Source organism: Streptomyces sp. NPDC049597, assembly GCF_040675505.1.
Lineage (GTDB): Bacteria > Actinomycetota > Actinomycetes > Streptomycetales > Streptomycetaceae > Streptomyces.
The window spans coordinates 123,494-141,152 of the sequence record NZ_JBFAOY010000004.1 but is presented as its reverse complement, the minus strand read 5'-3'; the positions used below and the strand labels follow the sequence as shown (position 1 = coordinate 141,152).

At 69.8% G+C, this 17,659-nt stretch carries 20 protein-coding genes; 8 read left to right on the top strand and 12 right to left on the bottom strand.

What is annotated here, in order from left to right:
- Nucleotides 1–14 precede the first annotated feature (14 nt).
- From AB0K02_RS07390 to AB0K02_RS07375, 4 genes are all read right to left on the bottom strand, one after another.
- Nucleotides 15–1,268 carry a tape-measure protein gene (locus tag AB0K02_RS07390; protein ID WP_365991369.1) on the bottom strand — a complete coding sequence of 418 codons (1,254 nt, stop codon included), beginning with the start codon at nt 1,266–1,268 and terminating at the stop codon, nt 15–17.
- Nucleotides 1,265–2,467 (bottom strand): phage tail protein, encoded by a 1,203-nt coding sequence (locus AB0K02_RS07385; RefSeq protein ID WP_365991368.1) that lies wholly within the window; start codon nt 2,465–2,467, stop codon nt 1,265–1,267. Before AB0K02_RS07385 ends, AB0K02_RS07390 begins: the two co-directional genes overlap by 4 nt.
- A gap of 31 nt (nt 2,468–2,498) precedes the next feature.
- On the bottom strand, nt 2,499–3,371 hold the full coding sequence (locus AB0K02_RS07380; protein ID WP_365991367.1) for a hypothetical protein: 873 nt from the start codon (nt 3,369–3,371) through the stop codon (nt 2,499–2,501).
- A 106-nt stretch (nt 3,372–3,477) separates the two neighbouring features.
- Nucleotides 3,478–3,690, bottom strand: a complete 213-nt coding sequence (locus AB0K02_RS07375; protein WP_365991366.1) for a hypothetical protein — start codon at nt 3,688–3,690, stop codon at nt 3,478–3,480.
- Between the two features lie 304 nt (nt 3,691–3,994).
- On the opposite strand from AB0K02_RS07375, the gene AB0K02_RS07370 reads away from it, so the two are divergent.
- Entirely contained in the window at nt 3,995–4,765 is a 771-nt protein-coding gene (locus tag AB0K02_RS07370) for a hypothetical protein (RefSeq protein ID WP_365991365.1), read from the top strand.
- Nucleotides 4,766–4,801: 36 nt separating this feature from the next.
- Here AB0K02_RS07370 and AB0K02_RS07365 read toward each other — a convergent pair whose 3' ends face one another.
- The 7 genes from AB0K02_RS07365 to AB0K02_RS07335 all read right to left on the bottom strand — a co-directional run bounded on the left by AB0K02_RS07365 (nt 4,802) and on the right by AB0K02_RS07335 (nt 8,479).
- Nucleotides 4,802–5,110 carry a hypothetical protein gene (locus AB0K02_RS07365; protein WP_365991364.1) on the bottom strand — a complete coding sequence of 103 codons (309 nt, stop codon included), beginning with the start codon at nt 5,108–5,110 and terminating at the stop codon, nt 4,802–4,804.
- Nucleotides 5,111–5,226: 116 nt separating this feature from the next.
- A complete protein-coding gene (locus tag AB0K02_RS07360) occupies nt 5,227–5,517 on the bottom strand; it encodes a hypothetical protein (protein WP_365991363.1) in 291 nt (96 codons plus the stop codon).
- 86 nt (nt 5,518–5,603) lie between these two features.
- The gene (locus AB0K02_RS07355; RefSeq protein WP_365991362.1) at nt 5,604–6,209 is read right to left on the bottom strand and encodes a phage tail protein; all 606 of its coding nucleotides are present in this window, start codon (nt 6,207–6,209) and stop codon (nt 5,604–5,606) included.
- A gap of 172 nt (nt 6,210–6,381) precedes the next feature.
- Nucleotides 6,382–6,792: a hypothetical protein gene (locus AB0K02_RS07350; protein WP_365991361.1), complete on the bottom strand. Its 411-nt coding sequence runs from the start codon at nt 6,790–6,792 to the stop codon at nt 6,382–6,384.
- 442 nt (nt 6,793–7,234) lie between these two features.
- On the bottom strand, nt 7,235–7,447 hold the full coding sequence (locus AB0K02_RS07345) for a hypothetical protein (RefSeq protein ID WP_365991360.1): 213 nt from the start codon (nt 7,445–7,447) through the stop codon (nt 7,235–7,237).
- Nucleotides 7,441–8,178 carry a hypothetical protein gene (locus tag AB0K02_RS07340; RefSeq protein ID WP_365991359.1) on the bottom strand — a complete coding sequence of 246 codons (738 nt, stop codon included), beginning with the start codon at nt 8,176–8,178 and terminating at the stop codon, nt 7,441–7,443. The genes AB0K02_RS07345 and AB0K02_RS07340 overlap by 7 nt, the downstream gene beginning before the upstream one ends.
- Nucleotides 8,171–8,479: a WhiB family transcriptional regulator gene (locus AB0K02_RS07335; protein WP_365991358.1), complete on the bottom strand. Its 309-nt coding sequence runs from the start codon at nt 8,477–8,479 to the stop codon at nt 8,171–8,173. The genes AB0K02_RS07340 and AB0K02_RS07335 overlap by 8 nt, the downstream gene beginning before the upstream one ends.
- 232 nt (nt 8,480–8,711) lie before the next feature.
- Here AB0K02_RS07335 and AB0K02_RS07330 point away from each other — a divergent pair, with 232 nt between their 5' ends.
- From AB0K02_RS07330 to AB0K02_RS07300, 7 genes are all read left to right on the top strand, one after another.
- Nucleotides 8,712–9,161, top strand: a complete 450-nt coding sequence (locus AB0K02_RS07330) for a helix-turn-helix transcriptional regulator (RefSeq protein ID WP_365991357.1) — start codon at nt 8,712–8,714, stop codon at nt 9,159–9,161.
- A gap of 379 nt (nt 9,162–9,540) precedes the next feature.
- A complete protein-coding gene (gene rpsL, locus AB0K02_RS07325; RefSeq protein WP_003948652.1) occupies nt 9,541–9,912 on the top strand; it encodes a 30S ribosomal protein S12 in 372 nt (123 codons plus the stop codon).
- 2 nt (nt 9,913–9,914) lie between these two features.
- Entirely contained in the window at nt 9,915–10,385 is a 471-nt protein-coding gene (rpsG, locus tag AB0K02_RS07320; RefSeq protein ID WP_100108597.1) for a 30S ribosomal protein S7, read from the top strand.
- 38 nt (nt 10,386–10,423) lie between these two features.
- The gene (fusA, locus tag AB0K02_RS07315; RefSeq protein ID WP_365991356.1) at nt 10,424–12,550 is read left to right on the top strand and encodes an elongation factor G; all 2,127 of its coding nucleotides are present in this window, start codon (nt 10,424–10,426) and stop codon (nt 12,548–12,550) included.
- A 151-nt stretch (nt 12,551–12,701) separates the two neighbouring features.
- Nucleotides 12,702–13,895: an elongation factor Tu gene (tuf, locus tag AB0K02_RS07310; RefSeq protein WP_365991355.1), complete on the top strand. Its 1,194-nt coding sequence runs from the start codon at nt 12,702–12,704 to the stop codon at nt 13,893–13,895.
- Between the two features lie 201 nt (nt 13,896–14,096).
- On the top strand, nt 14,097–14,648 hold the full coding sequence (locus AB0K02_RS07305) for an isochorismatase family protein (RefSeq protein WP_365991354.1): 552 nt from the start codon (nt 14,097–14,099) through the stop codon (nt 14,646–14,648).
- A complete protein-coding gene (locus AB0K02_RS07300; protein ID WP_365991353.1) occupies nt 14,645–15,559 on the top strand; it encodes a DJ-1/PfpI family protein in 915 nt (304 codons plus the stop codon). The genes AB0K02_RS07305 and AB0K02_RS07300 overlap by 4 nt, the downstream gene beginning before the upstream one ends.
- A 16-nt stretch (nt 15,560–15,575) precedes the next feature.
- Here the strand turns inward: AB0K02_RS07300 and AB0K02_RS07295 are convergent, their stop codons facing one another.
- Entirely contained in the window at nt 15,576–17,570 is a 1,995-nt protein-coding gene (locus AB0K02_RS07295; RefSeq protein ID WP_365991507.1) for a PIG-L family deacetylase, read from the bottom strand.
- Between the last annotated feature and the right edge of the window lie 89 nt (nt 17,571–17,659).

Below are 17,659 nucleotides of genomic sequence, written 5' to 3'. Positions count from 1 at the left end.
ACTTCGGATGGGTGTCAGGAGTGGGCGGTCGCCAGGAAGAGCAGGTCCTCGGCGGTCGACCGGGGTCCGGCGCCGGGCGTCTCGTGGAAGTCCCGTATGCGGTGCGGCCGTCGGGGCGCCTCGGTGAGGGCCGGGACGCGGCGGTTCTCCAGCTGGGCGAGCGAGTCGATGCGGTAGTCGTCCGCGGAGCCGGGGAAGACGATGCCGCCCTCGGCGAGCATCGGGATCTTGTCGAGGTCGACGCCGAACTTCTTGCCGGTGAGCGGGATCTCGAAGCTGAGTTCGTTGAGACCGTCGATGATCCAGTTGGCGAAGGCGATCAGACCGTTGATCGGTCCCTTGACGACACCGAGCACGGTGCTCAGCCCGCCCTTGACGAGGTTGCCGATGCCGCGCAGGGCCCTGCCCACCGCGTCCTTGGCGGTGCGGAAGAACCCGGGCACCTTGTCGGTGACCCAGCGGATGACCGGCTTGACGGCGCCCTTGATGCCGCCGATGGTGCGGGAGGCGATGCCGCGCAGCGCGTTCGACGCGGACGAGACGGCGGAGCGGATCTTCGAGATCCCGCCGATCGCGGAGCCGACGATCCTGAGCGCGGTCCTGAACAGGGTCAGATACGCCGTGACGTAGGTGCCCACGGCCTTGCCGAGGAGCTTCATGATCGGCTGGAGGAACGTCCAGACCGCCTGGAAGCCCTTGAGCACCTGGGCGAAGACCTGCTTGATGATCCGCTGCCCGGTCCTGGAGTTGACGGCCAGCTCGATCAGGTACGCCGCGATGGGCACGATCAGGCCGACGAGGAAGCCGAGCGGGTTGGCCCGCATGGCGACGTTGACGCCTGTCATGGCGATGGAGGCGATGGTCATGACGGTGCCGAAGGTGCCCATCAGACCGGCGACGACATCGGAGACGGGCAGCAGCGGCAGGAGGATGCCGAGGATCGCCCCGGCTCCGGTGGCGATCCTGGCGGTGGCCGTTCGGGCCCTGCCCGCCGCGGTGCCGATCCGCCGGATGCCCGTGGGCGCGGTGGACCGGCGGATCCTGCCGACGGAGGCCGCCGCCCCGGCGGCGCCCTGGCCGAGGCTCCGTACGGTGGTGCCCGCGGTACGCAGGCCGGCGGCGAACCTGTCGACGCCGACGGCCGCCCGCCGGACGTCCTGCCCGAACCGTCGCAGCGAGTCGCCCGCCTGACCGAGGCCCTGCTTCAGGGAGGTCATCACGGGGGCGACCCCGGCGAAGGGGTTCGGCATGGCGGCTACGGCACTCATCCGCGCGCCTTCACCAGGTACATGAGGGCCTTCGCGGTCGAGTGCGGATCACTGCCCTTGGCCGCGTGGTAGTGCTCGATGTGCAGCCCGGCGCCGTGGCCGCCGACGCCCTGGGCGGCCTGGGCCATACGGGCCCGGCGGGCGGTGAGGGCGAGCAGCCGGTCCAGCTTGGAGAGCGGGAGGACGGCCTCGGCCTCGCCGGCCTCGGCGAGGATCGCCGGGACACCGCCGGCGCGGGGCATGACGACACCACCGGTGGCGAGCATGGGGATGGTGGGCAGGTTGACGCCGAAGGTCTTGCCGCCGACGATCGGCACCCAGCCGGGGACGCTGACCTTGACCCTGTTCAGGGCGCCGATCATCCGGTTGATCAGGCTGATGACCGCGTTGATCGGGGACTTCACGCCGTCCTTGATGCCGTTGAACGCCCGGGACGCGATGTCCTTGAGGCCGTTCCAGATGGACGACATCTTGTCCTTGACGGCCCGGAAGGCGTTCGGGATCGCGGACTTGATCCAGTTGACCACCGGGGTGATGACGGCCTTGATGCCCTTCCAGACCGCGCTGATGACGGTCTTGATCGCCTTCATGACCGTGGTGATGACCGTCTTCCAGATCTTCACGTAGGTCTTGATGATGGTGGCGACGGCCTTGACGACGGTGGAGATGGCCTTCTTGATGCCGTTCCAGACTGTCTTGATCAGGGAGCCGGCCTTCTTCATGATCGGCCCGACGGCCTTCATGACGGAGCTGATCACGGTCTTGATGGCGCTGAACGCCTTCTTCATGACCGTCTGCATCGTCTTCGAGCGAGCCGCCATCTCGACGATCGTCTCGATGAGCGGCATGAAGAGTTCGAGCAGACGGGCGAGGATGTTGCCCTTCATGGACGTATTGAGCTTGTCCTGGCCCTTGGCGGCCTTGCCCGCGCCCGACTCGTACTTGGCGAGCTTGCCGCCGGCCGACTGAGCGGTGCTTCCGGCCTTCTTCATGGCCCGCTCGGCCTGGTCCGAGGCGGTCTTGAGGTTCTTGAGCCGGCTGCTGGAGCCCTGGGCGTTGCTCTTGAGGTTCTTGAGCTGTCCGGACGCCGACTTGCCGGAGTCGCCGACCTTCTTGACCGAGGTCGCGGCGCCGGATGCCTGCGTCTTGAGGGTGCGCAGGGAGTCGGACGCCTTCTTCATGGAACTGACGAGACTCATGGGTGTACCTCCTTTCGTGGTGGGGTGGGGATCAGCCGGCGGCCAGGACCCGGGCGGTCTCCTCGGCCTTGTTCTTGAGGTTGGTGAACGCCGTCGCGACGTCGTCGCCCGCCTTGGCGAGCCGCTCGGCGGCCGCGGCGGACGACGCCAGGCCCCGGGCCTTGGGCAGCTTTTTCGGGTCGAAGTTCCGCTGGGCGTTGGCGAGTTTGTTCGTCGCTCTGGCGACGGCCTTGATGTCGGTGGGCTTGGCCTCCGACGCGGCCTTGCTCACCTTCTCGATGCCGGCGGCGGCCTTGTTGAGCTGGCTTTCCTTCGGCAGATTGCGGAAGTTGGTGTTGAACGGGCCGGCGGCCTCGTTGAACGCCGCCAGCTTCGGGGTCAGTCGTTCGATCTGTTCGCGCAGGGGATCGAAGTTCGCGTCCCTGGGGATGTCGGCGATCCCGCTGCCGCCATTGAAGACCCGGTCCTCACGCGCGTTGATGTCGTCGATGTGCTGCCGCATGAACCCGCCGCTCCCGTTTCCGGTGATGACGGGGCGGTCGGGGTTGCCGAGCGTCTGCAACTTCCGCGAGATGTTCACCAGTTGGGCAGCCAGCATGACCCCGATCGCGGGGACGGCGAGGCCCACGACGGCCGCTGCGAGCCAGTTCATCCAGTCAGCGTTTTTCTCGAAGCGCTTTTCGAGTGCCGCGGCGAAGCCGTCCAGCCCCATGCCCTCGAGGTACTCCGTCCACGGCTCTTTCTTGAGCTCCTGGTGCATCTCGTCGAACTTCGCGATGAAGTCCTTCGGCAGCTGTGCCTTCAGATGCCCGTCCGTGACCAGCTTGTGTTCGTCCACCTTCGTGAGGTAGGACCGGAGATCGGCGACCTTGTCGAAGATCTCCTTGTTCGTTGGTTCTGCCATGGATTACTCCGCTTCCGGCCGGTGACGGCCAAGCACTGAAAAGCCCCTGCCGGCGAAGAGCCTCGGCAGGGGCTTGTGCGTAGGGGAGAGGCGGGCGGTGGTCGGGTCAGGCGTCGTCGTCCCGGCGGGAGCCGCGTCGGACCGTCGCGAGGGCGTCGTGCCAGCCCGCCGCGTACGCGAGGGTCTCGCAGCGGCTGACCTCGGCGTACAGGCTGCCGAGCAGCGCTCTCTTGTCGAGGGCGACGGGTCCGTCGAGAAGCCGGCCCAGGCGGTCTTGGAGCGGGATGTGCGGTCGCGGTGCCTCGGCCTGCTGGGTCATGGACGCCTGCCTTCCGGTTGCTTGCCCGTGCGTGCGTGGCGGCGCCGCGGAGTGAAGGCGGGGGCACCACGTTCGAACTGCTGTGCGAACAAAGTGTGGAACACCTGTTCGAGTTTGTCGAGCGGGAAACGTCTGACGGCGTGTCTTCTGTCCCACTCCCAGGCGAGGTTGGCTCCGGAACGGGAGCTTGTGTTCGACCGGGGTAATCTGGAGGACGCGCTCCCTGGATCCGACCGCTTCGGGGAGCGAGGGGCGCGCGGGGGTGCGCGGGGGGACCCTGGGGGCTGGAAGGCAGCACTGACGCATGGACACGGAGCCGGGCACCAACCGGCGGGAGCGGGTCGTCGACTGGTTCGCTTCCCAGCCCGATCTGCCCCATCTCTTCGCACGCCTCTCTGAGCTCGTCCACGTCCACGGATACGCCAGCGAGGAACTCGTCGTGATCCCCAGGGCCGAGGTCGACCGGCGGGAGACGTCCGCCTTCACCTCCGGCTGGGCCGAGGCGGTGTCGGACGAACTCCCGCGCATACGCCGCGAGTACGAGAAGCGTGTCGCCGACGCCTACGCACAGGGCCAGGGTGACGCGCGTGGAATCCGCCGCCCTCAGCGGCGTACGGACGTCGGCCCGGGGGGCGCCCGGGTCATCGCGCTGCCCTTCGCCCGGCTCCTCGAACCGCCCGCTGCCGTCGTCGAGGCCGAGGAACGGGTCCGCAGGGAGCGCGAACTGTTCGAACAGCGCTCGGAGCGTCCCGAACGCCCCGAGCCCGAGCCCGAGCACCAGACGGGACCGGAACCGGAGTCGGAGCTGGACGTCCTCGTGACCGCCCAGGAGAGCCGTGCCAGGAACGTCCAGCCGGTTCGGAAGGTCGTACGGCGCAAGGGCGGGCGCCCGATCGTGCCGCCGCTGGCCGGGGTACCCGTACAGCCGGTCGCGGGTATCGACCGCCGGGAACCCGATCCCGCTGAGCCGGAGACGCGGGGCAAGGGGCGCCGGCTGTCCGAACGAGCCAGGGCCCTGGAGGAGGAGCTGGCGGCCGAGCGAGCACAGGAAGCGCCCCCGGAGCCGGCTCCCTGACGGGAACGGGCTCCGGGGACAGCAGGGGATACGGCTTCAGCCGAAGAACCGGGCGAGCGCTCCGGGGGAGACCACCTGGTCGGTGCCCTCCTTCGGGGAGTCCCCGCCCTGCCCTTCTCCTTCCTCTTCCCCGTCCTCCTCGGCGCCGCCCGGCCGCGGCACGGGCGTCGGAGGTTCCGGCGCGTCGTCGTCCTCACCGGTGTTGACAGAGGCGAACATCCAGTTGGCGACGGCCAGATGGTCCACCGCGGCCGCCAGCAGATGGTCGCCGATCGACCACTCGGCGGCCTCGCCGTGCAGCTCCCGCTGTACGGCGCTGTCCCGCGGCAGGTTCTTGATCAGCACCAGGACCCGCCGGCTGGACAGCTCGCCGCGGTGCCAGTCGAGGAGATCGGTGCCGTAATAGCGGAGAAGGTCCGCCTCGAGGGCCTCGGCGTGTTCGTCGACGAACTCGACGAGGCTCAGTCTTCCCCCAGGCCGAGCCCGGTCTCCTTGCCGTAGGCCTCCAGGATGGCGGCGATGTCCTGCATGGTGACCTCGTGCTGCTCGAAGCGCGAGAACTGCTTCTCACCCATCAGGAGCGCGAGCAGGCCGTCCACGTCGTTGTCGTCGAGCGTGCGCAGCGCCTTGGCGGTGGCGCGGCTGAGTTCGGTGGGAAGGGTGTAGCTCTCGCCGTCCAGCTCGAAGGACCAGCTGCGGCCGTGGGCCTCCTGTCGCTGGGCGCGGGCGGCGTTGACGTCGAAACGGGCCATGGTGATGCGTACTCCTTGTTCGAGTGAGTGCAGAGGAGAAGGGGCGGGGCGGGACGGAGGTCCGTCCCGCCCCGGGTGGGGGTGGATCAGACCGCGGTGCCGTACTGGCTGTCCTTCATGAGGAAGGAGGCCAGCGGCTTGCCGTTGCCGTTCGACATGGCGGTGAAGGTGATGCCCAGCGTGGACGCCGCCTTGCGCGCCAGCTTGATGTCGTCGGAGGCGGTGACCTGACCGCGCGGGATGATGAAGCGGTACGTGACGGCGGTGGTGCCACCGGCCTTGACGTCGGTGAACTCCAGGCCGAGGGCGCGCACGTCCGCGTACGGACGCTCGGCGATCTCGTACTTGAAGGTCTCCGCCTGCGCGGCCGGGTCGGCCTCGACCTTGCCGCCGCCCATGAAGAACGGCAGCGTGTTCTCGTTGAACTGCAGCATCGAGAACTTCAGCGAGAGGTCACGGGCCGAGTAGATGTAGTGGATCGGGGAGACCGACTGCCACGAGTCGACGGCCTCCAGCTTGTCCTTCTTCGAGAACGTGACGCCGTCGCCGGTGGTGAAGCCGAGGTCGGTCCAGCTGGACCAGTCGGCGGAGGAGTCGCCGGCGCCGAAGGCCGGGGCGGCGGTGCCGACCGCGGCCACGTAGAGCTTGCCGACGCCTGCGACGCGGATCTCGGCCGAGTTGTTTCCTGCCATGGTGGGTTTCTCCTTGGGTTGGGTGAGGGCGCCGCCCCGGGCACCGGGCCCGGGTACGGCAAAGGCCCCGCCGGACGGCGAGGCCTGGTCTGTGGGGTGAGCGTCCGTCAGGAGCGCGGGGCCGGGGAGCCGGAAGGGCGCCGGGAGCGCGGGGCTCAGCGGCCGGAAGGGCTCAGAAGACGCTCAGGGAGAGGCGGATGACGCACAGGTAGCGGTTGGCGCCCCGGTAGAGGTAGTCGGGCAGCCAGCGCGGCCCGTCCTGCTCCTCGACGTCGTGGACGACGTTGTTGGCGCCGATCTGCTTGCCGATGGTGGCCAGCAGGGCCCGCCGGGCCCCGTTGGCGAGGACGTGGGCCGCGTTCTTGCTCGGCCCGTACACCTCGAACTCGATCAGCGGCATGTCGACGTGCAGGTCGCCGATCCAGGCGCCGCCGCGGCGGTTCACCAGGACGGCGCTCTGGGTGCCGTCGAAGCCGGCCGGCGGATTGACCGCGATGGTGGCGCCGGCCAGCGCGGGGTCGGCCTTGAGGACGTCGACGACCAGCTTCTCGACGTCCGGGAACGCACTCGGGGGAGTGGTCATGACGGTTCTCCTCGGAGGGTGGCGGGACGGGAGTGCCGCCCGGGGCGCTCCGGCGGGAGGGGGGCGGGGCGCGGCAGCGCGCCCGGACGGCGAACGGCGAAGCCGTTTCCCGTCGTTCGGGCACAGCTCCGCCGCTGCACCAACTGTGACAGAGAGCGTGCGCGCACGCAACTAGGGTGCGGAGCCAGTTCGTTCCGTAAGCGGGCCGCCGCCCTCGGGCACCCGCGTCTGCGACCCTCCACGGGCGCGGCGACATGGCCGGCAAGCAGTACCTGCTCGACCTCACCGCGGCCGGGTCCGTCCACTTCGTCGACGAGCTCTTCCCGTGCGCCCTCTGCGTCCCCGGCCCGCTCACGTCTCACCGCATGACGAAGCGCCCCGTGTCTCGCGATGAGACACGGGGCGCTTCGTCGAGCACGTTCGATGTTCGTTCTGCGGACGGTCAGGCGGTACCCGTACGGCGACGGGCCGCCCGTTCCGCCGCGAAGACGTCCTCCAGGCGGAAGAGCTGGGCCCGGCCCGCCTTTCCCGCGGCCCGCAGATGGCCCAGCTGGACCCATTTGCGGATCGTCGCCGCGGCCACTCCCGCCTCCTCCGCCGCGAGGGGGCCGGGGATCAGCGCGGGCAGCGCCGGCAGGGTGGGCGAGCTCAGCATCGGGTCTCCTTCGTGTCGTCCATCGCCGCTTCGATCTCCTCGGTACGGGTCCCCGAGGCGTCCGCCAGTTCCCCCCACCGGTCCTCCGGCCACAGGTGCCGGTACGCGGGGTCGTCCTGGCAGCCGCATGCCTCGTCCGCGCACACGCACGCCGGGTTGACACACAGCACCGCCCGCCGGTCCGGGAACGCCCGCAGCGAGACCGAGTCGCACCAGGGGCAGCGCCCCGACACCCGCACGATCGTCTCCGCGTCGCCCAGGGTCCGTGCGCACCGGCGTGCCATCCGCCGGATCTCGTCCCGTACGTGCCGGGCGAGGACGGGGTGTTCGGCGACGGCGTCGAGCAGTCCGACGATCCGGCGCAGCCGCTCGATCACTCCGGCCCGGCGCGGCCGCGGCAGGCCGAGGCGGGCGCGGACGGCCTCCTCCAGTTCCACCACGCCGTCGGTGACGTCCCGGATGGCGTCGGAAATGTGCAGCCGGATCGGGGCGGCGCCGTGCCCCGGCACGGAGAGTCCGTGCCGTTGCTGGAGGAGCAGCGCCTCGCGCCGTTCCTCGCGGATCAGTTCGTCGTGCCCGGGGTGCGGGGCGGCGGGCGCGGTCCGGGCGGGGGAGCGGCGGCCGGGCGCCAGCTCGTCGGAGAGCTCGGGGAACTGCCGTACCAGGGAGGCGGTCCAGAGCGCGATGTCCCGCACGACGCGGTCGACGGACCCGCCGGTGGTCTCAGCCACGGGTACCCCCGGTGCGCACGGTGCCGGCGGGGACAGCGCCGGCCGTCGTCGGCGCGGACGTACGGCGTCGGCCCCGCGGGACCACGGGGCGGCCGTTGCGCCACAGGCGGCCCGCGCAGACGCCGTCGAAGTAGCTCTCCGCCGGTGCGACCGTCTGCGCGCACTCGCGGCGCACGGGGCAGACCTCGCAAGCGCGCAGCGCCGGGGCCGCCTGGGGGACGCGGCGGGCGAAGACGACGGCCGGGGAGAGACCGGCGCACGCGGCAGCGGCCTGCCAGGAGGGGGAGTCGGACAGGTGCAAGGTGGTTCTCCAGTCTCCGGGGCCCATGGGTGCCCGAGGGGCCTGTGAGGTCCCTGGGGCTCAGGAGGCCGATGCGGTCGGCGGCGAGCCAGCGTTGCATGTTGCGTGCGAGCGCGCAACAAAAATGTGGAGGCACCTTCACCGGTTCGACACGGTTGCGCGCCCGAAAGCACGTAATTCCGCGCGCGCAAGCACGCTAGAGTGGGGTGCCTGGAGGAGTGAGGAGCGGTACATGACCACTCGTGGGCTGGACGAATTCGCAGGCTGGGTGGAAAGCCTGATGAGAGAGCGCGGCTACGACATCGACAGTCCGCGCGGCGGAGGCAAGTCGCGGATCGCGGACGAGGCCGGTGTGCACCGAGCCGCCGTGACGCGGCTGCTGCAGCGGCAGAGCATGCCCGACCTGGAGACCATGCGCCGGATCGCCCCCCTTCTCGGGGTCTCCGTCCGCGACATGCTGATCCGGTCGGGCCGGGTCACCCCCGATGAGCTGCCCCTGGCGGCCGACCTGCTGCCGCCCGGCGACTGGCAGCCCACCATGGAGGACTTCGCCCGCTGGCTCGGCGTCCCCGACGAGCGGATGAGTGTGTTCGTGAAGGTCGTCAACCAGTTCCTGGAGCCCGGCGAGGAGGGAACCGAGCCGCGAACCGCCGGCGACCCGCGCCGCGCCGTCCGGGACTGACCTCACGCGCCACCCGGGCTCGTGCCGGCGCCCCCGGGTCTGCCGGAAGGCGGGTGCCCGGGCGGCCCCGCGGGCTCTTCGTGCCGGCCCGCGCACCGACCCGTTCCGGATACGTTCTCCCACGTCGGCCGGGCCCTCGTGCGCGCGGGCATTTGTTTTGACCGGAGTCCATGCGATAGGTACGCTCAGACCTTGTGCCTGGGGTGTGCCTGGGCTCGTGTGCGTGTCCTCAACCGCATGGCGAGTCAGATTACCGGCCACCGCAATCTGCGCCTTTTCCGCTCGCGGCAGAGGTCCGCAGCATTCGACACACCCGACCGCGTGGGTCGGCGACGTTCCAGGTTAGCTTCACTGACGGCACACAGAAACCGGAGAAGTAGTGCCTACGATCCAGCAGCTGGTCCGCAAGGGCCGGCAGGACAAGGTCGAGAAGAACAAGACGCCCGCACTCGAGGGTTCTCCTCAGCGTCGCGGCGTCTGCACGCGTGTGTTCACGACCACCCCGAAGAAGCCGAACTCGGCCCTGCGGAAGGTCGCGCGTGTGCGTCTGACCTCCGGCATCGAGGTCACGGCCTACATCCCGGGTGAGGGACACAACCTGCAGGAGCACTCCATCGTGCTCGTGCGTGGTGGCCGTGTGAAGGACCTGCCGGGTGTTCGCTACAAGATCATCCGCGGTTCCCTCGACACCCAGGGTGTCAAGAACCGCAAGCAGGCCCGCAGCCGCTACGGCGCCAAGAAGGAGAAGTAAGAATGCCTCGTAAGGGCCCCGCCCCGAAGCGCCCGGTCATCATCGACCCGGTTTACGGTTCTCCTCTGGTGACCTCGCTGATCAACAAGATCCTGCTCAACGGCAAGCGTTCCACCGCTGAGCGCATCGTCTACGGCGCCATGGAAGGCCTCCGCGAGAAGACCGGCAACGACCCGGTCATCACGCTGAAGCGCGCCCTCGAGAACGTCAAGCCGGCGCTCGAGGTCAAGTCCCGTCGTGTCGGTGGCGCCACCTACCAGGTGCCGGTCGAGGTCAAGCCCGGCCGCGCCTCCACGCTGGCGCTGCGCTGGCTGGTCGGTTACTCCCGCGCCCGTCGCGAGAAGACCATGACCGAGCGCCTCATGAACGAACTGCTCGACGCCTCCAACGGCCTCGGCGCTTCGGTCAAGAAGCGTGAGGACACGCACAAGATGGCCGAGTCCAACAAGGCCTTCGCGCACTACCGCTGGTAGTCGCTACCCACATCGAGACCGAGAGAAGACTGAGCCATATGGCCACCACTTCGCTTGACCTGGCCAAGGTCCGCAACATCGGGATCATGGCCCACATCGACGCGGGCAAGACGACGACCACCGAGCGCATCCTGTTCTACACCGGTGTGAGCTACAAGATCGGTGAGGTCCACGACGGCGCTGCCACGATGGACTGGATGGAGCAGGAGCAGGAGCGCGGCATCACCATCACGTCCGCCGCGACGACCTGCCACTGGCCGCTCGACAACGTCGATCACACGATCAACATCATCGACACCCCGGGTCACGTCGACTTCACGGTCGAGGTGGAGCGTTCGCTCCGCGTGCTCGACGGTGCCGTCACGGTGTTCGACGGTGTCGCCGGTGTTGAGCCGCAGTCCGAGACCGTCTGGCGTCAGGCGGACCGCTACGGCGTTCCGCGCATCTGCTTCGTCAACAAGCTCGACCGCACCGGTGCCGAGTTCCACCGCTGTGTTGACATGATCAAGGACCGCCTCGGCGCGACCCCGATCGTCATGCAGCTCCCGATCGGTGCCGAGGCCGACTTCAAGGGCGTCATCGACCTCGTTCGCATGAAGGCCCTCGTGTGGTCCGCCGAGGCCACCAAGGGCGAGATGTACGACGTCGTCGACATCCCCTCCACGCACGCCGAGGCCGCCGAGGAGTGGCGCGGCACGCTGCTGGAGACCGTCGCCGAGAACGACGAAGAGATCATGGAGCTGTACCTGGAGGGCAAGGAGCCCACCGAGGAGCAGCTGTACACCGCGATCCGTCGTATCACCATCGCGTCCGGCGTCTCCAAGGACACCACCGTCACCCCGGTGTTCTGCGGCACCGCGTTCAAGAACAAGGGCGTCCAGCCCCTGCTCGACGCGGTCGTGCGCTACCTCCCCTCCCCCCTGGACGTCGAGGCCATCGAGGGCCACGACGTGAAGGACCCGGAGCAGGTCGTCAAGCGCAAGCCGTCCGACGACGAGCCGCTGTCGGCCCTCGCGTTCAAGATCGCGAGCGACCCGCACCTCGGCAAGCTCACCTTCGTCCGGATCTACTCCGGTCGCCTGGACTCCGGCACCGCGGTGCTGAACTCCGTGAAGGGCAAGAAGGAGCGCATCGGCAAGATCTACCGCATGCACGCGAACAAGCGTGAGGAGATCGAGTCGGTGGGCGCCGGCGACATCGTCGCCGTCATGGGCCTGAAGCAGACCACCACCGGTGAGACGCTGTGCGACGAGAAGAACCCGGTGATCCTGGAGTCCATGGACTTCCCGGCGCCGGTCATCCAGGTCGCCATCGAGCCCAAGTCCAAGGGTGACCAGGAGAAGCTGGGTGTGGCCATCCAGCGTCTCGCGGAGGAGGACCCCTCCTTCCAGGTCCACTCGGACGAGGAGACCGGCCAGACCATCATCGGTGGTATGGGCGAGCTGCACCTCGAGGTGCTGGTCGACCGTATGCGCCGTGAGTTCAAGGTCGAGGCCAACGTCGGCAAGCCGCAGGTCGCGTACCGCGAGACGATCCGCAAGTCGGTCGAGCGCGTGGACTACACCCACAAGAAGCAGACCGGTGGTACCGGTCAGTTCGCCAAGGTGCAGATCGCGATCGAGCCCATCGAGGGCGGCGACGCCTCGTACGAGTTCGTGAACAAGGTCACCGGTGGCCGCATCCCCAAGGAGTACATCCCCTCGGTGGACGCGGGCGCGCAGGAGGCCATGCAGTTCGGCATCCTGGCCGGCTACGAGATGACGGGCGTTCGCGTCACGCTCATCGACGGCGCCTACCACGAGGTCGACTCCTCCGAACTCGCGTTCAAGATCGCCGGTTCGCAGGCCTTCAAGGAGGCCGCGCGCAAGGCCAGCCCCGTGCTGCTCGAGCCGATGATGGCCGTCGAGGTCACCACGCCCGAGGACTACATGGGTGAGGTCATCGGCGACATCAACTCCCGCCGTGGTCAGATCCAGGCCATGGAGGAGCGGATGGGTGCCCGGATCGTCAAGGGTCTGGTGCCTCTCTCGGAGATGTTCGGCTACGTCGGAGACCTCCGCAGCAAGACCTCGGGTCGCGCAAGCTACTCGATGCAGTTCGACTCCTACGCCGAGGTTCCCCGGAACGTCGCCGAGGAGATCATCGCGAAGGCCAAGGGCGAGTAACTCACCCGAGTTCACGCTTTAGGCTTGACACCGTCCGCCGGGGGTTCGCCCCGAGACCTTCAGGGTCGAACCCCCGGCGGCCGGCTTCCCAGCAAAGATCACCTGGCGCCGATGAGTAAGGCGTACAGAACCACTCCACAGGAGGACCCCAGTGGCGAAGGCGAAGTTCGAGCGGACTAAGCCGCACGTCAACATCGGCACCATCGGTCACATCGACCACGGTAAGACGACCCTCACGGCCGCCATTACCAAGGTGCTGCACGACGCGTACCCGGACCTGAACGAGGCCTCGGCCTTCGACCAGATCGACAAGGCTCCTGAGGAGCGCCAGCGCGGTATCACCATCTCCATCGCGCACGTCGAGTACCAGACCGAGTCGCGTCACTACGCCCACGTCGACTGCCCCGGTCACGCGGACTACATCAAGAACATGATCACCGGTGCTGCCCAGATGGACGGCGCCATCCTCGTGGTCGCCGCCACCGACGGCCCGATGCCGCAGACCAAGGAGCACGTGCTCCTGGCCCGCCAGGTCGGCGTTCCGTACATCGTCGTCGCCCTGAACAAGGCCGACATGGTGGACGACGAGGAGATCCTGGAGCTCGTCGAGCTCGAGGTGCGTGAGCTCCTCTCCGAGTACGAGTTCCCGGGCGACGACCTGCCGGTCGTCAAGGTCTCGGCGCTCAAGGCTCTCGAGGGCGACAAGGAGTGGGGCCAGTCGGTCCTGAACCTGATGGCCGCCGTCGACGAGGCGATCCCGCAGCCCGAGCGTGACGTCGACAAGCCGTTCCTGATGCCGATCGAGGACGTCTTCACGATCACCGGTCGTGGCACCGTCGTCACCGGCCGTATCGAGCGTGGTGTCCTCAAGGTCAACGAGACCGTCGACATCGTCGGCATCAAGCCGGAGAAGACCACCACCACGGTCACCGGCATCGAGATGTTCCGCAAGCTGCTCGACGAGGGCCAGGCCGGTGAGAACGTCGGTCTGCTCCTCCGTGGCATCAAGCGCGAGGACGTCGAGCGCGGCCAGGTCATCATCAAGCCCGGTTCGGTCACGCCGCACACCGAGTTCGAGGCCCAGGCCTACATCCTGTCCAAGGACGAGGGTGGCCGCCACACGCCGTTCTTCAACAACTACCGTCCGCAGTTCTACTTCCGTACGACTGACGTGACCGGTGTTGTGACCCTCCCCGAGGGCACCGAGATGGTCATGCCGGGTGACAACACCCAGATGTCCGTCCAGCTGATCCAGCCGGTCGCCATGGAAGAGGGCCTGAAGTTCGCCATCCGTGAGGGTGGCCGGACCGTCGGCGCCGGCCAGGTCACCAAGATCACCAAGTGATCCCGGTGGTTTGACCTGGTAGCTCGCTGAGCTGCAAGAAGGGCCCCGCACCAGTCGGTGCGGGGCCCTTCGTCATGTCCGGGGCGGATCCCGGGGCAGCGGGATGTCCTTGGGCGGCGGCCGGTCGTTGACCGGATCGTTCCGCCACCGGCCCGGATCGGGCCTGCCGGTGAAGGGTCGTGCCTGGTCAGAATGGGTGCCATGAGACGAGCGCTGATAGTCATCGATGTCCAGGAGTCCTTCCGGGCCCGTCCGCTGTGGGAGCAGATCGCCGATCCGAAGATCGCCGAGCCGGTGAACAGGCTGGTCCGCCTGGCCCGTTCGGCCGGGGACCTCGTCGTCTGGGTGCTGCACGAGGAGCCCGGCAGCGGCGGCGCTTTCGACCCGGCCCTCGGGCACGTACGGCTGCTGGACGAGCTGGAGCGGCCGGCGGAGGGCGAACCGGTCCTGCGCAAGACCTCGCACAACGCCTTCACGACGACCAACCTGCAGCAGCTGCTGACCGCCGCCGGCGTGGGCGAGCTGTGGGCGTGCGGCATCCGTACGGAACAGTGCGTGGAGACGACCACCCGCGTGGGCAGCGACCTCGGCTACCGGATGGTCTTCGTCACCGACGCCACCACGACGAACCCGATCGGCGACCTCAGCGCCGAGGCGATCATCGAGCGCACGGAGGCGGTCCTGCGCGACCGGTTCGCCCGCATCGCCACGGTGGCCGAACTGGCGGCGGAGCTGGGAGCATCCGGGGCGTGACCCAGGTCGTCTTCGTCCTCGTGCCCGGCGTCCACCTGCTCGACCTGGCCGGCCCCGCCCAGGTCTTCGGCACGGCGGCGGACTTCGGGCAGCCCTACCGGCTCTCCTACGTGGCCGAGCAGGAGCAGGTGCCCAGCGCCCAGGGGCTGCCGCTCGCCGCACGGACCCGCTGGCCCGAGCTGGGGCCCGACGACCTGATCGTGGTGCCTGGCTGGCGGGCGCCGACGCTGCGCGGCGGCCCGCTCCCCGGGCCGACCCTGCTGGAACGGCTGCGCGCCCACCATGCCGCCGGCGGCAGCGTCGCCAGCGTGTGCGCGGGGGCGGAGGCGCTGGGGCTCGCGGGGCTGCTCGACGGGCGCCGGTGCACCACGCACCACGGGCTCCAGGACGAGCTGGCGGCACGCCACCCGCGGGCGGTCGTCGTCAGGGACGTGCTGTTCACCGCAGACGACCGGGTGGTGACATCGGCCGGCATCGCCAGCGGGATCGACCTGGCGCTGCACCTGCTCGCGGGCCGGCACGGACCGGCGCTCGCCGCGCGGGTCGCGCGCGAGATGGTGGTCTACGCCCGCCGCAACGGGCACGAGCCGCAGGCCAGCGCCATGCTGCGGCACCGTTCCCATGTGGACGACACCGTCCACCGTGTGCAGGACCTCATCGACGCGCGCTTCGCCGAACCCCTGCCGCTGGCCCGCCTCGCCGCCTCGGCCGGAGTCAGCGAGCGCACCCTGACCCGGCTGTTCGCCCGAGCCACGGGAGGCCTGACCCCCCTGCGGTATCAGCAGACGCTGCGGGTGGAACGGGCCGAGCACCTCGTCAGTCACGGGGCGACGGTGGAGAGCGCGGCGCGCGAGGTGGGTTTCGAGGACGCCCGGATGCTGCGCAGGCTCCGGGCGCGGACGCCCTTCTGACGCGACCGCAGCGCACTCAGCCCTCGGCGCGTGGACGCGGGGACCACGTCCACGGGTGCGCGTCCGCGCCCATTCCGACGGCGGTCGCGGCGCCGTCGGCGCCCAGGTGCAGCGTGGGCGTGTCGATGCCCTGCGCCCCTGTCGTCCGGGTCAGCAGGCGGCCCGCGAAACGCAGTTGGATCCGCCCCCGCAGGTCCCTGCCGAGCAGGACGGCGCCGCCCGTGCCGGTGGCCGCGCGGACGGGCCCGTATCCCTCGAAGCGGACCGCCGGCAGGCGCTTGCCGTCGGGGCGTACGCAGATCAGCCCGGCGGCCGCGGTGCCACGGGAGTCCGTCGGCGTCGCTCGCCTGTAGGGCCGCTCCTGCCGGTACAGCAGCTGGAGGGATCCGTCGGCGGCGGTCAGGGCGGCCGGGGAGCCGACGGCGACCGGCAGCGCGCCGCCGGGGCGGTGGACCACGGCGTCGCCGGGCGCCTCCTGCGTCCAGTGGTGCACGGTGTCGTGCCCCGCGGCGAAGAGGTGGACGCGGCCCTCACCGTCGACCGCCGTGGTCAGCCCGTCCTGGATCTCGCCGCCCCCGAGGTCCTGCCAGCCGCTCCAGCTCCCGTCGGCCTGCCGGACCCGGCCGCTGACGCCCTTGTCCGCGTTGCGCACGAACAGGTGCACCCGGCCGTCCGGTGCCGTGACGGCCACCGGCACACCGATGCGCCGGCCGCGGTCGTCGTCGTGCTCAGGATTCCCGAGACCGCGCCAGGCGAGGAACGGGCCGCCCGCTGAGCGCTGCTCCAGCAGCACGATCTCGCGGGCGTTGTCACCGCCGTGCCCGCCGACGGCCGCGAACCGCAGTCCGAACAGCAACTGCCTGCCGTCCGCCAGCGCGGTGGCGCCCATCGCCGGCGCGAGCGGGCCGCCGCCGAGGTCGTCCGGCTCTCCCCAGCGGCCGCTGCCGGGCTCGGTCTCACGCCAGCGGACGGCCCGCAGCCCCAGTACCCCGTACGCGCACAGCCGCCCGTCCGGTTCGGTGGCGAGGGCGGTACGGGGGCCGGGGTAGCGGTGATGGGTCGAGCGGACCCAGCCCTTCTTGTTCTTGAGGGGGCGCCTGCCGCCGACGTTGTAGTCGCCGCAGCCGGCCGCGTTGCCGCAGTCCCAGTCGGCGTGACCGCCGTACGGGACGAGGTGGGCCGCCTTGCGGCCCAGCACGGCGGCGGGGAGGTTCTTCGGCCAGTGCCGGTTGTAGTAGCCGCGGAAGGAGGTGGCCACGAAGGCGGGCACCTCGCCTCCGTCCTGCGTCGCCTCGGCCACCCAGCGGACCATGGCCGCCCAGCTGAACGACGCCACCGCGGTGTGGTCGGCGTGGTCGGAGTAGCCGCGCTGCTCGCTGTCCTTCCTGCGGGTCGCCTCGTCGCTGTGCTGGATGTCGGGGTCCGGGTCCAGGGTCTGCACGACGGTCGGCCGGTAGCGCTCCATCAGCCCGACGAGGACGTCGACGAGCTGGTCGTAGTCGTACGAGTCCGCCTTGCGGAGGGGGGAGTTGTCGGCGACGACGGTCGCGAGGCCGAGCGCCCGGTCCCGCCACAGGCTCGGCAGGCCCTTCCGGTCGCCGCGGGCCGTGTGCATGGCGAGGTTGAGGAAGATCAGCTCGACCCGGCGGGCGCCGTTCGACAGGGTGTTGATCTCGGCGCGCCGGTCGCCGCGCAGGGTGGCGACGCCCTTCTGCCACTGCGTGAACCTGTCGAGGCCGAGCAGCTCGGCGTACGCCTGGCGAAGGCCCTGGTGGCGGGCCGACGAGTAGGCGCTCTTGTCGGACGCGACGTCCCATTTCCCCGGGATGTGGTTCTTGCCGTCCGCCTCGCCCGCGGTGACGTACACCGAGACCAGCGGGACCCCGGCGTCCAGCATCTGCTGCGTGTCCGGGTTCATGAAGTACAGGTCGTCGTCCGGGTGGGCCAGGATCTGCATCAGCTGCGCGCGCCGGGAGCCGGCTATCGGAATGCCGGGCGCCGGATCGGCCACCGGCCCCTGGCGCCGAGGGGCGGGAACGGAACACGCGCCGAGCGCGCCCGTGCCGACGAGGGCGGCGAGCGCGGTGACGGCGGCGACGA